This is a genomic window from Achromobacter maghribensis (genome assembly GCF_057334215.1).
On record NZ_JBHFII010000044.1, the window covers coordinates 210,650 to 224,810 of the forward strand.

The window sequence follows — 14,161 nt, forward strand, 5'->3', positions numbered from 1 at the left end:
CCCCCCCCCCGCGCACCGCGTCGTAGGCATACAGATTGGCGGCCAGGCCCGCTTTCATGTCGGCTGCGCCTCGGCCGTACATCCAGCCGTCAATGATCGCCGGATCCCAGGGCGAACGGCTCCACATGTCGACGGGCCCGGTCGGCACCACGTCGATGTGCCCGTTCAGGATCAGCGAGCGGCCCGTTTGCGTGTCGGGGCGGTACGTGCCGACGACGTTGAAGGCGTTTTCATAAGAGACGGTCACGGGGCCGAAGCCGGGATGCGATTCGATGTCCTTGACATCGATCCGCCAGCGGTCCATCGCGAAACCGCGTTCGCGCATCGCTTCATACAGAAAATCCTGGGCCGTATGCTCCTGCTCGCGCAGGGACGGGAACCGGACCAGATCCTGGGTGAACGCAAGCTGCGCGTCAAACCGGGCGTCGACCGCCTGGAGGATGCGTCGGGTCTGCGCCTCGGTCAGCGCGGGCGGCGTGGTGGGTTGCGTCATGCGAATTCCTTCTGAGAGGGGGGTATCGGAGTCAGGCGGCCGACGTGGCGGGGTGCGGGGTGTCCAAGGCCAACCGCCGCTTATGGCCGGCCAGCGCCCAGAGCGAGACCAGCGTGATGGCGGACAGCGTTGAATAGAAAATGGCCAGGGGCAGCCATTGGCCGGGATAGTGGTAGGTCAGCCAGGTGCCGACCAGCGGCGTCATGCCGCCCGCCACCGCGCCGCAAAGCTGGTACGACAGCGAAATGCCCGAATAGCGCACGTGCGTGGCAAACGCCGAACTGATGTACCCCGCCATCGCCGAGTAGATTGCCGCCATGAAGACCAGCACGATGGAGATGCCGGCGACGATGCTGAAGGCCGTGCCCTGGCTGACGAGCATGAACATCGGATAAGGCGCCAGCACCGAGCACGCCGCGGCCGTGATCAGGACGCGGCCGGGCCCGACCACGTCTGCCAGCCAGGCCGCCAGCGGTTGGACCAGGAACTGGATAATCGCCACGACGAAGAGGCAATCCAGGATCAGCGCGCGGGACAGGCCCATCGTCTGCGTGGTGTACGACAGCATGAACGTATTCGTGAAGTAGATGCCGCCAATTGCAACCGTGCACACGCCCATGCACAGCAAGACGGTGCGCCACGCGGTGCGCAGCACTTCCTTTGCAGGAACCTCGGCCCGTTCCTGGCGTTCCAGCACCTGCGCGAAGTCGGGGGACTCGTTGACGCCAACCCGGATGAAGTAGCCCACCAGCAGCAGGACGGCGCTGATCAGGAAAGGCACGCGCCACCCCCAACTGACGAAGTCCGCTTCATCCAACGTGGTCAGCAGCCGGAACGCAAGCAGCGACAGGATCAGACCGGCCGGGCTGCCCAGCTGCGCGAACGACGCCGCGAAGGTGCGACGGCGCTGCGACGCGTGTTCGCCGGCCATCAGCACGGCGCCGCCCCATTCTCCGCCGACCGCCAGGCCTTGCGCCAACCGCAGCAGCAAAAGGAGGGCAGGGGCCCACAAGCCGGCGGTGGCGTAACTGGGCAGCAAGCCGATGCCGACCGTCGCGACGCCCATGATGATCAGGGTCGCCATCAGGGCGTTCTTGCGGCCAACCCGGTCGCCCAGGTGCCCGAAAATCACGCCGCCCAGCGGGCGGGCCAAAAAGCCGGCGGCGAAGGTGCCGAACGACGCCATGGTGCTGATGAACGGATCCGCGGTGGGAAAGAACACCTTGCCGAACACCAGCGCGGCGGCCGTCGCGTAAATGTAGAAGTCATACCATTCGATGGTGGTACCGACGAATGCGGCGGTTGCGGCCCGGACGGGCTGACGCGCCGTGGAAGGACTGGCGGGAGCGGCCATGGATTCCTCTTCGCTGAATATCATTGTTCGAAGGCGGGTTTATCGCTCCGGGCTGGACATAACGTCAATTTATGCTTTTTAATAATCGACTTAAGCCAGACTGATCTCGGGCGAATCCGCCCGCACTTGCCGCGTTCTTGCGCCCCATGGCGCCAAACATCGGCTAACCCGGCGCAAAGCCCATGACCGCTTCGATGCTTCCCGAAACCCGCACCGGCGATCGGCTCGACTGGAATCTGCTGCGTACTTTCCTGGTCATTGTTCAGGAACGCAGCATCAGCGGGGCCGCGACCAAACTGCACCTGACCCAGTCCGCGGTCAGCCAGGCACTCAAGCGCCTGGAAGACCAGCTGGGGCGGCGGTTGATCGAACGGCACAACATGGCATTCACGGTGACGAATGCCGGCGAAGAGGCATGCCGGGCGGCGCAAGCCATTTATGGCAACGTGTCGCAGTTGTTGACCGAGGTCTCGCAGACCGAAGTTGAAGCCGCAGGGCGGATCCATCTGCTGGTGGCCAGCCGCATCCATTCGGCGGTGTATGACGATTTCTGGGCGGACTTCCATCGCGCATTCCCGCGGATCGAGGTCCAGATGGACGTGATGCCCAGCAGCGAGATCGTCACCTTGATGCAGCAACGCGCCGCCACGGCGGGTATTGCGCTAAGCCGGCAGATTCCGAAGCGCCTGGAAAGCAAGGTGTTCCTGCAACAGCGGTACGCGCTGTTCTGCGGGCGCAACCATGCGCTGTTCGGCAAGCCGGACATTCGCATCGAGGACCTGCTGGGCGAGAATTTCGTCTCGTTCGCCAGTGACGCCTTGGGCGACAGCCTGTCTCCGCTGACCATCTTCCGCGACCAGCGTGGCTTTTCCGGCCGCATCGTGGCGTCGTCGACGCAGCATGATGAAGTCAAGCGCCTGCTGATCGCGGGGTTTGGAATCGGCTGCCTGCCTGAGCACAGCGTCCAGGCCGACCTGGCGCAAGGACGCCTGTGGCGCCTGCCGCCCGGGGAAGGGGTCTGCTCGGTCGAGCTTCACCTGCTTTGGCACCGCGACGCGCCGTCAACACCGGCGGAAGCCGCGTTCCTGAAGCACTTTCGGGACTATATCGACCGTTATTCCATGGCCGAGCGGCTGGCGTGCGCCAAGGATTCCGGCGCCTAGATGGCGGCTTGCTTCATCAGGGCCGACAGGGCGGCGGCGGATTCCTTGCGCTCGCTGTAGCGGTCCACGAGGTACGGCGCGGCATCCCGGGTCAGCAACGTGAACTTCATCAGTTCTTCAATGACATCGACGACCCGGTCGTAGTAAGGAGAGGGCTTCATGCGGCCCGCATCGTCGAATTCCTGATAGGCCTTGGCTACCGACGACTGGTTCGGGATGGTCAGCATCCGCATCCAGCGGCCCAACACCCGCATCTGGTTCACCGCATTGAACGATTGCGATCCGCCCGATACCTGCATCACGGCCAGCGTCTTCCCTTGCGTCGGGCGCACGGCGCCTACCGACAGCGGTATCCAATCTATCTGCGTCTTCATCAAGCCGGTCATCGCGCCGTGGCGTTCGGGGGAGCTCCAGACCATGCCTTCGGCCCATTGGGCCAGCGCGCGCAGTTCTTGGACTTTGGGATGATCGTCGCTGGCGTCGTCGACCAGCGGCAGCCCGGACGGGTTGAACATGCGGGTCTCGGCGCCCAGGGCTTGCAGCAGCCGCGCGGATTCCTCGGCCACCAGGCGGCTGTACGACCGTTCGCGCAATGATCCGTACAACAGAAGGAAGCGGGGGGCATGGGTCGCGCGGCGCGGCGGGAACAATGCCTCCAGGTTTGGCAGTTCGAACCGAAGCGGATCGACGTTAGGCAGACTCATTTTTTCTCCGGATTGAAATTCAATATGCCGACGGCTGCGCACGCAGCAACATCAGCGCGCCGCAGGCGGCCAGGCCAATCGCGCCAGAGAGCCACAAGGCATCGGCGCCCCAGGCGTCCAGCGCCAGCCCGAACAGCAGCGGAGCCAGCGCCTGCGCGACGCGCGCGGGCATCATCAGCCAGCCCTGGCGCGCGCCATATCCCTCGGCCCCGAAAAGCGCCAGCGGCAAGGTGCCTTTGGCGATCGTCAGGATGCCGTTGCCGCCGCCATGCAGGACCGCAAACAGCGGGGCCGCCACTGGCCCCACCAGCAGCAACACCGCCACGCCGACGGGGTGCGCCAATGCGGCAAGCCGTGCCGATAGCAAAGGATGAACCTGGCGCAGCAATCCGAATTCAAACAAGCGACCGGCGACTTGCGCGGGGCCGATGAGCGCCCCCACGGCAACGGCCGCCACGAGCGTGGCGCCCGCGGATTCGAGCATCCGCGGTAAATGGGTGGCCATGGCGGTGCTGATGAACCATGTCGCCGCGAAAACGAAAGCGAGGAGGGCGGTCGTGATTCTGGGACGCTCGGGCACCGCTGCGGGAGGGAGGGACGCCGCCGCCGGCTCCTCAACCATCGGCTTTTCGTTTTTTGTCGCGGTACGCAGGCCGTGCAATGTCGGCAGCCATGCATTCAACGGCAGGCCGATCAGCAGATGCAAGCCAGCCCAGCCGAAACACGCATTGCGCCAGCCAAACCGCGTTTCCATCCAGGCCGACAACGGCCATCCCACGGTGCTGGCGAAACCGGCGATCAGGGTGATCCCCGTGATGGCGCCGCGGGCGCGGTATCCATACAAGCGGACCAGGCTGGAGAAGGCGGCCTCGTAAAGGCCGGCGCCCATCGCCACGCCAATGACCACCCAGGCCATCACCATCGTCCATAGGCCTTGCGCCAAGCCCAGCATGACGAGCCCAAGCGCGAATACCAGGCTTGTGCCGACCAGCACGACGCGGCCGCCACGACGGTCGATCGCTTGCCCGGCCCACGGACCGACTAGCGCCGAGGCCACCATTGCGCCGGAAAAGGCTGCATAGACGGTGGCGGTCGGAACCCCCAGTTCGTCCGCCATGGGGGCTGCCAGCATGGCGGGCAGATAGTAGGAAGAAGCCCAGGCCACCGTTTGGGCCGTGCCCAGCGTACTGACAACCCGCAGCGGGGCGGTGCTCACTGGCTGCCTCGGCGGGCGCCTTTGTCGTACCAGCCCTTGGACCGGTTCACGACGCGCACGACCAGCAGCATCACCGGAACCTCGATAAGCACCCCGACGACCGTCGCCAACGCAGCCCCCGATTGAAATCCGAACAGGCTGATCGCGGCCGCGACGGAAAGCTCGAAGAAGTTGGACGCCCCGATCAATGCCGAGGGACACGCAATGTCGTGTTTTTCTCCGACACAACGATTCAGCCAGTACGCCAGGCCAGAGTTGAAGATCACCTGGATCAAAATTGGCACGGCCAGCATGGCGATCACCAGCGGCTGGCCAATGATGGCTTCGCCTTGAAATGCGAACAGCAGCACCAGCGTCAGCAGCAGTGCCGCCATGGAGTACGGCCCGATCCGCGCCAATGCCGCTTCAAAGGCCGCCTGTCCGCGACGCATCAGCACGCGGCGCCAGAGCTGGGCAAGTATTACTGGAATCACGATGTACAGCCCGACCGACACAAGCAGCGTATCCCAGGGTACCGTGATGGCCGACAAACCCAGTAGCAGGCCGACGATCGGGGCGAACGCAAACACCATGATCGTGTCGTTCAGCGCCACTTGCGACAGCGTGAAGACGGGATCGCCGCCAGTCAGCCGGCTCCAGACGAACACCATCGCCGTGCAAGGGGCCGCGGCCAGAAGAATCAGGCCCGCGATATAGCTATCCAGCTGAGCGGCCGGCAACCAGGGCGAGAACACGTGGCGAATGAACAGCCAGCCCAGGAACGCCATCGAAAAGGGTTTGACCGCCCAGTTGATGAATAGCGTGACGCCGATGCCGCGCCAATGCCGCCTGATCTGACCCATGGCCGCGAAGTCGACCTTCAGCAACATCGGAATGATCATTACCCAGATCAGCAGGCCGACCGGAAGGTTGACCTGCGCGACTTCCAGATGCCCGATGGCCTGAAACAGCGCAGGCATGTACTGGCCGAGGGCCACGCCAAGCACGATGCAAAGAAACACCCAAAGCGTCAGGTAGCGTTCAAAAACGCTCATCCCGCCGCGTTCCTGCCGGCGGGACGCGGCCTGTGTCCGGAACGACATGGGGAATTACTCCTGCGTCTTGCCGATGCCACGCAGCTCGGCCTGAAGCGACATCGCGTCCAGACGTTCAAGAGGCAAAGAAAGGAAGAGTTCGATGCGCCGCTTGAGGGTCCGCGCCGCGTCATGGAACGCCTTGACGCGTGATTCCTCAGTCCCTTCGTGGGCTGCGGGGTCCGGGACGCCCCAATGCGCCGTCATGGGATGGCCCGGCCATAGCGGACAGGCTTCGCCCGCGGCGTTGTCGCAGACCGTAATGATGAAATCCATTTTGGGTGCACCTGCCACCGCGAATTCGTCCCAGCTTTTGCTGCGATAACCCTCGGAAGGCAACGAATAGACGCTAAGCGTGGCAAGCGCCAGCGGATGGACCTCGCCCTTGGGCGTGCTGCCCGCGGAATAGGCCTGGAAGCGGCCTCCGCCCAGTCCGTTGAGCAGGCCTTCAGCCAATATCGAGCGGGCGGAGTTGCCAGTGCAAAGGAATAGCACGTTGAAAGGCAGTTGTGGCATGGGTGTCGTCCTGGGTTTCAGCAAGTCGTGCAAGCGCTGGAATCGGACACCTCGCAAGAGGCGCCCTGGCAGCAATATTCCGTCAGATAGCCGAGCAACCCGTTCATCTGTGAGAAGTCGGCGCGATAGATCAGGTTCCGTCCTTGTTGTTCGACACTGACCAGCCCGGCGTGCGCCAGCTCCTTCAAATGGAAGGACAACGTGTTGCGGGCAACGCCAAGCTGCTCCGCCAACGTGCTGGGCGTCAGCCCAGGCAGGCCCGCCACGACGAGTGCACGGAAAGTCCGCAGGCGCTGAGGATGGGCAAGGGCGCCAAGCGCCGAGATGACTCGATCTTCATTCATAGTTCGATCATACAACGATTGTTGAATTAATTTCCATAAATTTACGCACCCTTCAAGTCGAGATGCACGAACGCGTCGCCCCCCCTATGCGTGCAACGCCTGGATTCCAAACCAGCCATTCAGCGCCACGTACACCCCCACCGCGATGATCAACACGCTAGAAAAGTACGGCGCGCGATGGGCGACGGTCGAAAACCAGCTGTACCGCTTTGTCGCATGGCGGACGCTCAACGCCGCAATGGCGCCGACCGTGACGAGCGTGATGGCCAAACCGATGGAAAAACACAGCACCAAGACCGCGCCCAAGGTGAATTCCTTGAGTTGCAGGCACAGCAGCAACACGGTGATTGCGGCAGGGCAGGGAATGAGTCCGCCCGTCAGTCCAAACAGCGCGATCTGCCAGTTAGTGACGTTCTTGTCCGCAAAGCGACGCCGAATGTCGTTCGCGTGCGCCAATTGGTGAGCGTCTTGATCGCCTTCTCCTGACACGTCCAATCCGCGAAGCTCCTCGTGGATGTGCTCGTGCTGATGGGCATCGTGTTCCACGAACGCAACGTCATCGCGATGCGCATGATGTCCATGGCCATGAGTATGCAGCCCATGCGAATGACCATGATCATGGTCATGGTGGTGCGCGTCATTCGCGTGCTGTTCGCGCCAGGTGCGCCAGAACATCCAGGCGGCAATCAGCACGATGATCAATCCCGATGCCAACTGGAAGTAGGGCTCGAACCCTTCGGCGTCCACGCCTTGCCACAAGTACATCCCACCAAGCCCGATTCCCCACACGATCAAGGTGTGCGAGATCGTTGCGGTGATTCCAAGCAGCACGGCTTGGCCAACGGTTCCTCGAATCGCGACGATGAACGCGGCCATCATCGTCTTGGAATGCCCGGGCTCAAGGCCGTGCAACGCGCCAAGAAGTATGGCGCTTGGAATGAACAGCCACGCGTGCGCGGCTCCTTGCGCCAGGAGATCGGAAAAGGAAAGCATGGGTATTCCTGCTAGAGGTACTTCGTGATTGCTTTGAACTCGTCGATGGTGCGTCGACGGGCATCGTCAAGTTCGCCCACCGCGTCTTCCAGGCAATGGTCAATGTGATCCTGAATGAGGATCTTCTTGGCCTGGGATATCGCCTTTTCGACCGCATGCAGCTGCTGCGCAAGATCCAGGCAGGAACGATGCTCTTCCATCATCTGAAGGATGCTCCGCAGGTGGCCTTCAGCGCGCTTCAGGCGCTTGGCAACGGCGTCATGGTGGTGGTGCGGGTCGGGTGTCGTCATGCGCGGATAATATCCCCCCCGGGGGGATAAAGCCGGGAAAACCTTGGGGCCGACCGGGATTTCCTACCCACTTGGCATTAAGAAGTCGGCGATAGATATAACTACGCGTTTGTAGCGGCCGGGTCATTAAAAGCGTACCGTGCGAGCCGAGGAGGAGGGCGGGAAATGAACACTCGAATGCAGGAAGGCGTAGACCCGCCCCGGGATCCGGGCCAAGCTACGGTGGAAGCGCCACAGCCTGTGAGCTTTCGTCAGGCGCTCTGGTTCTGGCTGAAACTGGGATTCATCAGCTTTGGCGGCCCGGCCGGGCAAATCGCCATCATGCACACCGAACTCGTAGAAGGGCGGCGCTGGATCAGTGAGCGCCGGTTCCTGCATGCGCTGAACTACTGCATGCTTCTTCCCGGTCCGGAAGCTCAGCAATTGGCGACCTATATCGGGTGGCTATTTCATCGGACATGGGGCGCGGTAGTGGCAGGGGGGCTCTTTGTACTTCCCTCGCTATGCATCCTGATTGGCTTGTCATGGGTGTACATCGCTTGGGGCGACGTCCCCGCCATTGCCGGTCTGTTCTACGGGATCAAGCCTGCCGTCACTGCCATCGTCCTGCACGCGGCGCATCGAATCGGCTCGCGCGCGCTGAAGAATGCGGTTCTTTGGAGCATCGCGGCGGCGGCTTTCGCCGCAATCTTCGCCTTGAACGTGCCGTTCCCGCTTATCGTCGCCATCGCGGCGTTGGTCGGCTTTGTTGGCGGCAAGTATTGGCCGGAACACTTCCGGACGGGCGTGCGCCACGGCTCCGGCGCTCAAGGCTTCGGTCCGGCATTGATTGACGACGATACGCCGACGCCAGACCACGCCAGATTTCGATGGCCGCGATTCGTGGCCATATTGGGAATAGGGGGCTTGCTCTGGGCCGTGCCCATGGCGTTGTTAACGACCCTGTACGGCTGGCAGGGTGCGTACACGCAGATGGGATGGTTTTTCACCAAAGCCGCCTTGCTGACTTTCGGCGGCGCCTACGCGGTGCTGCCGTACATCTATCAGGGCGCAGTGGACACCTATGCATGGCTTACGCCCATCCAGATGATCGACGGCTTGGCGCTGGGCGAGACCACACCGGGACCGCTCATCATGGTGGTCGCATTCGTTGGCTTCCTTGGCGGGTACGCCAAAGCGCTTTGGGGCCCGGAATCCCTGTTTTTGGCCGGCGCACTGGGGGCAACGATCGTCACGTGGTTCACCTTTTTGCCGTCGTTCCTGTTCATTCTGGCCGGAGGCCCGCTGGTCGAGGCAACAAAGGAAGACCTGAAATTCACCGCGCCACTCACGGCAATCACCGCAGCGGTGGTTGGCGTCATCCTCAATCTGGCGGTGTTCTTTGGCTACCACGTCCTGTGGCCGGATGGCCTGGGGGGCAAGTTCGACTTTGGCTCGGCGGCGATCGCGCTGGGCGCCGCCGTCGCGCTGTTCAAATTCAAACGCGGAGTTATCGAAGTCATCGCTGCGTGCGCCGTCATTGGCCTGGTCGTGAAGCTTGCCTTGTAGAGCTCGGAGATGAGACACACCCAACTTCCCGAAGCGAATGCGGAGTCGGAAATGATGTAATGTTGGTGCAGAACGTGACAGAATGTCAGGAACGCGCCGCCCGGCTGTACCGGTGAACCCCGTATTGATCAGGCCCCGAAATGCCCGTTACCGGTGATCCGTACCTAATCCAATCCCCTTGCAATGGGGCGGGCGGCGCGCACGGCGAAGCCGACGTCTCCCTGAGGCGGGTCGCGCGCCTAGCCAGACGCTTGTTTGGGGTGGACATGGTGATCCTTGCGGGCGCCAATGCAGCGGGCGCATGGCAGGCAGTGGACGGCACCCCGCCCGCGGAGTCCCAGCCCTGGTCCGTCGACTGTTCCATGCGCGCCGCCAATGGACATCTACTTGGCAGCTTGCGGCTGCTGCACGGACAGCGGCGCGATTTTACCGATGAAGACAGCCTGGCCTTGACGGACCTGGCCGGCCTCGCGGCTGCGGCCATCGAACAGCGCCACGCGCTGTGTGGCGAGCATGCCGACGAAGACACCTGGCGTGACGAAGCCCAAAAGCTGTCGCTGGCGATCGCGGGTAGTGGCACGGGCGTCTGGGACCGTAACGTGGTGACCGGCGAGATCACCTATTCGCCCGGCTGGAAGGCCTTGCTAGGCTATTGCGAATCCGAACTCTCCACGCGTATCGAAGACGCCTACGCGCGCCTGCATCCGGACGACCGTGATTATGTGCGCGCCACCATGCAGGACCATTTCGACGGCAAGACCGAAAGCTATGAAGTCGAGCACCGCATCCGTTGCAAGGATGGCAGCTACAAGTGGATCTGCAGCCGCGGCAAGGTGATTAGCCGGGACGACGCGGGGAGGGCGCTGCGGATGATGGGCACGACTACCGACATCAGCGCGGTGCGCGCCATGTCGGAGCGGCTCAAACGCACGGCGGACCTGGTCGTCAACCTTACCGACGCGGTACCGGGCCTGGTTTTCCAGTGCCGGCCAGTGCCCGAGGGCGGCTCGTGGTTCTCGTATGTCAGTGCTGGCATCTGGGACATGTTCGAACTGACCGCGGACGATGTGCGCGCCAGCACCACCGCGATCGAACAGCGCATTCATCCAGAGGACCTGCCTGCTTATCGTACGTCGCTGCAGCAAGCAGCCGCCGCGCTGACGCCGTGGCACCTGGAGTTCCGCGTCTGCCTGCCGTTGCAGGGCGTGCGGTGGCGGCAGGGCGCCGCCAGCCCGCGCCGCGACGCCGACAATGGCGTGGTGTGGCATGGGTTCGTCACCGACATTACCGACCGCAAGCGCGCTGAATTCGAATTGCGCGAGCTCGCCGCCACAGACGCGCTGACCACCTTGCCCAACCGCCGCCATTTCATGTCGCGCATCGCTGCGGAGCTTACGCGGATCAAGGGTCTCGGCGGTCTGGGGTCGGCGGTGCTGATGTGCGACCTGGACCACTTCAAGCACATCAACGACACCTGGGGTCACGCCATCGGCGACGGCGTGCTGCAGCATTTTGCGAACATGCTGCGCGCCCAACTGCGCGAAATCGACCTGGTCGGACGCATTGGCGGCGAGGAGTTCGCCGTGGTATTGCCCGATACCGACATCGAAAACGCGCACCTGTTCGCCCGAAACGTGCAGCGCCAGATCGCCGACACCCCGTATTTGTTCGGCGGGCGGCACATCCCGCTGACGGTCAGCATCGGAATTTCCACGCTACATACGAAGGATGAAGACGCGGAGCTGGCGCTCAGCCGCAGCGACCGCGCGCTTTATTACGCCAAGCAGCGGGGACGCAATCGGATCGAATCCGTGTTTTTCCGATAGAACAACGTCGCACCAAGTTCAAGAGCGTGGATTCAACAGGCCCAAATGATCGTTATATGGATGGTTGAAGGTGCTCGCGAGGGCTGTAGCTATATTTTGTACTTTACATAATACACATTATGCGTATTTTAGGCATGGCGGATCAATTCCAGCAATTACCCCGTCGCAGTTCATCGCGCGGTAGCTCAATATGTCTCTTAAGATCCCCGACTTGATTCCCTGCCCTTGGCTACCGGTTCCGGAGAAATCCGAGGCTTAAGCACGCTTGCCCCAAGCGGCTACAGCAGGCCGCAGATCAACGCTACGTGCGCCTGACGCCGCGCCACCAAGTCCAGGCGTTCGTCGGGATCCATCAAAATCGCCATGACGATGGCGTGGACCACTGGCGAGAGCAGCAATTCGGGATGCCTGGCCGCCACACCATCGCCGCACAGACCCCGCTCGCGCGCCAGCGCCAACAGCTGAGCGATATCGGCCTGGTGAGCGTCCACGGTTTCTTGCCGCCAGCGCCGCGCCAGATGTGGCACGCGCGCGCTTTCGGCCAGCAGCAAGCGCATGGTGGCGATCATGGCCGGGTTGGCCAAGCTGGCATACAAGTGATTTACCAGGCGTTCGGCCAACTGGCGCGGAGTGGCCGAGCCGTCGACCATGGCATGCGGATCCAGCCGTGGCGGACACAGGTGCCGTTCTAGCAATGCCTGGAAGACCTCTTCCTTGCTGCAAAAGTGCGTGTAAAGCCCGCCCTTGGAAAGCCCGGCGCGTAGCGCGATATCGTCCATGCGAGCGCCAGCGTAGCCGGCGGCGGAGAATTCCTGCAGCGCGGCGTCGAGTATCTGGCCGACGCGCACCGTCGGAGGGAGACGCTGGCGTTGCGTATTCATCCACTACTCCTTGCCAACAGGCGCGAGGCCTCAGGGCCGGCCAACGGTTTCATTAAAAACCGACCAGTCAGTCACTACCTTGATGTGGGTCAAAGAATGACCGCCGGCAGCCGGGCAAAATCAATTCGGGATGTTTGAAAGCCGGATTGATCAGGCGCTGGAGCCACAAGCCCGCCGTCGCGACGATCCCGTCCCATGCGCGCGGCAATGGTGCCGCAGGCGCACCACGGAGCCATCATGGCGGACACGGTCAAACCAGCTAGCCACGACGTTGCGAAACCCGTGGGGCGGTTCGCCGACGACGCGTGGCGTGCATGGCCCTACGCGTTGTGGCAGCAAGGTTTCATGCAGGCGCAGCGCGGCTGGGACGCCTATGCCCAGGCAATGCCCCTGGCCAACGATCACCTGCGCAACGTGGCCGCCTTTGCGGCCCGACAGTGGCTTGAACCGCTGGCGCCCGACAACAATCCGTTCACCAACCCCGTTGTGCTGCACCGAACCTTGCAGGACGGCGGCGCCAACCTGGCGCGCGGTGCGCAGGCGGCCTGGGAAGACGCGTTGCGCCTGTGGGGCGGCCTGCCGCCGGTCGGGGCCGAGCATTTCGGGCCGGGCCATGAGGTCGCGGTGACGCCCGGCGATGTGGTGCTGCGCAACCCGTTGGCCGAATTGATCCAATACCGCCCCACCACCGCGCAAGTACGGCCCGAGCCGATCTTCATCGTGCCCGCCTGGATCATGAAGTACTACATCTTGGATCTGTCGCCGCACAACTCCCTGATCCGCTATCTGGTGGACCAGGGCTACACGGTGTTCTGCGTGTCGTGGAAGAACCCGACGGCAGTCCACCGCGACCTGGGGCTGGATGATTACCTGCGGTTGGGCGTTCGGGAGCCGTTGGCAGCAATCAACGCCGTCGTGCCAGGCGCCGCGATACATGCGACGGGTTATTGCCTGGGCGGCACGCTGCTGGCCATGGCCGCCGCCGCCATGGCACGTGATGGCGACACGCGTCTGGCCAGCTTGAGCCTGCTGGCGGCGCAGACCGATTTCAGCGAGCCCGGCGAACTGGGCCTGTTCATTGATGAATTCCAGGTGTCGATGATGGAGGCCCAGATGCAGGCGCTGGGCTACTTTCCGGCGCAGCAACTCAGCGGCGCTTTTCAACTGCTGCGTTCGCAACAACTGGTGTGGGCCCGCATGACCTCCGAGTACCTGTTGGGCCAGCGCCAGCCAATGACCGACCTGCAGGCCTGGAATGCCGACGCCACCCGCCTGCCGGCGCGCATGCATGGCGAGTATCTGCGCCGCTTGTACCTGGATAACGATATGGCCGCCGGCCGCTACCGCGTGGACGGCCGTCCGATACGGCTGCAAGACCTGCGCCTGCCGACGTTCTGCGTCGGCACCGAAACCGACCACGTGGCGCCCTGGCGCTCGGTCTACAAGCTGCATGAATTGTCGCCGGCGCCGCTGACCTTTGTGCTGACCAGTGGTGGCCACAATGCCGGCATCGTCAGTGAACCCGACCATCCGCGGCGGCGCTTTCGCAGCCTGCAGCGGCTGAGCGGCAAGCCGGCCCTGCCGCCAAACCAATGGCTCGATACGGCCACCCCGCACGAAGGCTCCTGGTGGCCGCACTGGCGCGGCTGGCTGGACGCGCTGTCAGGCCGCGCCGTCAAGCCACCGAAACAAGGCGCGCAGCGCCACGGTTACCCCCTGCTGGGCGTTGCACCCGGCTCCTATGTAATGGAGAAATGACG

The 14,161-nt window shown here is 63.2% G+C and carries 14 protein-coding genes; 4 read left to right on the plus strand and 10 right to left on the minus strand.

Annotation, left to right across the window (positions count from 1 at the left end; genetic code table 11):
- Both ACE039_RS18945 and ACE039_RS18950 read right to left on the minus strand, forming a co-directional pair.
- Positions 1-493: M20/M25/M40 family metallo-hydrolase (locus tag ACE039_RS18945; protein WP_485823046.1), on the minus strand; the 493-nt coding region annotated here is incomplete at its 3' end.
- Positions 494-524: 31 nt separating this feature from the next.
- On the minus strand, positions 525-1,847 hold the full coding sequence (locus ACE039_RS18950; protein ID WP_485823047.1) for an MFS transporter: 1,323 nt from the start codon (positions 1,845-1,847) through the stop codon (positions 525-527).
- Positions 1,848-2,029: 182 nt separating this feature from the next.
- Between ACE039_RS18950 and ACE039_RS18955 the strand changes: the two genes are divergently transcribed.
- Positions 2,030-3,010 (plus strand): LysR family transcriptional regulator, encoded by a 981-nt coding sequence (locus tag ACE039_RS18955; RefSeq protein WP_485823048.1) that lies wholly within the window; start codon positions 2,030-2,032, stop codon positions 3,008-3,010.
- On the opposite strand, the gene arsH is transcribed toward ACE039_RS18955, so the two are convergent.
- The 7 genes from arsH to ACE039_RS18990 all read right to left on the minus strand — a co-directional run bounded on the left by arsH (position 3,007) and on the right by ACE039_RS18990 (position 8,146).
- The gene (arsH, locus tag ACE039_RS18960) at positions 3,007-3,714 is read right to left on the minus strand and encodes an arsenical resistance protein ArsH (RefSeq protein WP_485823049.1); all 708 of its coding nucleotides are present in this window, start codon (positions 3,712-3,714) and stop codon (positions 3,007-3,009) included. The two genes, ACE039_RS18955 and arsH, sit on opposite strands and share 4 nt — an antisense overlap.
- Before the next feature lie 19 nt (positions 3,715-3,733).
- On the minus strand, positions 3,734-4,930 hold the full coding sequence (locus tag ACE039_RS18965) for an MFS transporter (RefSeq protein ID WP_485823050.1): 1,197 nt from the start codon (positions 4,928-4,930) through the stop codon (positions 3,734-3,736).
- Positions 4,927-6,012, minus strand: coding sequence for an ACR3 family arsenite efflux transporter (gene arsB, locus ACE039_RS18970; RefSeq protein WP_485823051.1), 1,086 nt, complete (start codon positions 6,010-6,012; stop codon positions 4,927-4,929). The genes ACE039_RS18965 and arsB overlap by 4 nt, the downstream gene beginning before the upstream one ends.
- Before the next feature lie 6 nt (positions 6,013-6,018).
- Positions 6,019-6,519 carry an arsenate reductase ArsC gene (locus ACE039_RS18975; RefSeq protein ID WP_448712282.1) on the minus strand — a complete coding sequence of 167 codons (501 nt, stop codon included), beginning with the start codon at positions 6,517-6,519 and terminating at the stop codon, positions 6,019-6,021.
- A gap of 17 nt (positions 6,520-6,536) precedes the next feature.
- Positions 6,537-6,863 (minus strand): ArsR/SmtB family transcription factor, encoded by a 327-nt coding sequence (locus ACE039_RS18980; RefSeq protein WP_485823052.1) that lies wholly within the window; start codon positions 6,861-6,863, stop codon positions 6,537-6,539.
- Between the two features lie 84 nt (positions 6,864-6,947).
- Positions 6,948-7,856, minus strand: a complete 909-nt coding sequence (locus tag ACE039_RS18985) for a nickel/cobalt efflux transporter (RefSeq protein WP_448712286.1) — start codon at positions 7,854-7,856, stop codon at positions 6,948-6,950.
- Between the two features lie 11 nt (positions 7,857-7,867).
- Positions 7,868-8,146, minus strand: a complete 279-nt coding sequence (locus ACE039_RS18990; RefSeq protein WP_448712287.1) for a metal-sensing transcriptional repressor — start codon at positions 8,144-8,146, stop codon at positions 7,868-7,870.
- 165 nt (positions 8,147-8,311) lie between these two features.
- Here ACE039_RS18990 and chrA point away from each other — a divergent pair, with 165 nt between their 5' ends.
- Complete coding sequence (gene chrA / locus ACE039_RS18995; protein WP_485823053.1) at positions 8,312-9,694, plus strand: chromate efflux transporter; 1,383 nt, start codon at positions 8,312-8,314, stop codon at positions 9,692-9,694.
- 266 nt (positions 9,695-9,960) lie between these two features.
- Complete coding sequence (locus ACE039_RS19000; protein WP_485823054.1) at positions 9,961-11,520, plus strand: sensor domain-containing diguanylate cyclase; 1,560 nt, start codon at positions 9,961-9,963, stop codon at positions 11,518-11,520.
- Between the two features lie 278 nt (positions 11,521-11,798).
- Here ACE039_RS19000 and ACE039_RS19005 read toward each other — a convergent pair whose 3' ends face one another.
- Positions 11,799-12,401, minus strand: a complete 603-nt coding sequence (locus ACE039_RS19005; protein WP_448712293.1) for a TetR/AcrR family transcriptional regulator — start codon at positions 12,399-12,401, stop codon at positions 11,799-11,801.
- A 195-nt stretch (positions 12,402-12,596) separates the two neighbouring features.
- Here ACE039_RS19005 and ACE039_RS19010 point away from each other — a divergent pair, with 195 nt between their 5' ends.
- Entirely contained in the window at positions 12,597-14,159 is a 1,563-nt protein-coding gene (locus tag ACE039_RS19010) for a PHA/PHB synthase family protein (protein WP_485823055.1), read from the plus strand.
- Positions 14,160-14,161: the final 2 nt, after the last annotated feature.

Bases quoted from the DNA above. Each gene is read 5' to 3' on its own strand.
- ACE039_RS18950 (WP_485823047.1), bottom strand. From the start codon at position 1,847: ATGGCCGCTCCCGCCAGTCCTTCCACGGCGCGTCAGCCCGTCCGGGCC.
- ACE039_RS18955 (WP_485823048.1), top strand. From the start codon at position 2,030: ATGACCGCTTCGATGCTTCCCGAAACCCGCACCGGCGATCGGCTCGAC.
- arsH (WP_485823049.1), bottom strand. From the start codon at position 3,714: ATGAGTCTGCCTAACGTCGATCCGCTTCGGTTCGAACTGCCAAACCTG.
- arsB (WP_485823051.1), bottom strand. From the start codon at position 6,012: ATGTCGTTCCGGACACAGGCCGCGTCCCGCCGGCAGGAACGCGGCGGG.
- ACE039_RS18975 (WP_448712282.1), bottom strand. From the start codon at position 6,519: ATGCCACAACTGCCTTTCAACGTGCTATTCCTTTGCACTGGCAACTCC.
- ACE039_RS18980 (WP_485823052.1), bottom strand. From the start codon at position 6,863: ATGAATGAAGATCGAGTCATCTCGGCGCTTGGCGCCCTTGCCCATCCT.
- ACE039_RS18985 (WP_448712286.1), bottom strand. From the start codon at position 7,856: ATGCTTTCCTTTTCCGATCTCCTGGCGCAAGGAGCCGCGCACGCGTGG.
- ACE039_RS18990 (WP_448712287.1), bottom strand. From the start codon at position 8,146: ATGACGACACCCGACCCGCACCACCACCATGACGCCGTTGCCAAGCGC.
- chrA (WP_485823053.1), top strand. From the start codon at position 8,312: ATGAACACTCGAATGCAGGAAGGCGTAGACCCGCCCCGGGATCCGGGC.
- ACE039_RS19000 (WP_485823054.1), top strand. From the start codon at position 9,961: ATGGTGATCCTTGCGGGCGCCAATGCAGCGGGCGCATGGCAGGCAGTG.
- ACE039_RS19005 (WP_448712293.1), bottom strand. From the start codon at position 12,401: ATGAATACGCAACGCCAGCGTCTCCCTCCGACGGTGCGCGTCGGCCAG.
- ACE039_RS19010 (WP_485823055.1), top strand. From the start codon at position 12,597: ATGCGCGCGGCAATGGTGCCGCAGGCGCACCACGGAGCCATCATGGCG.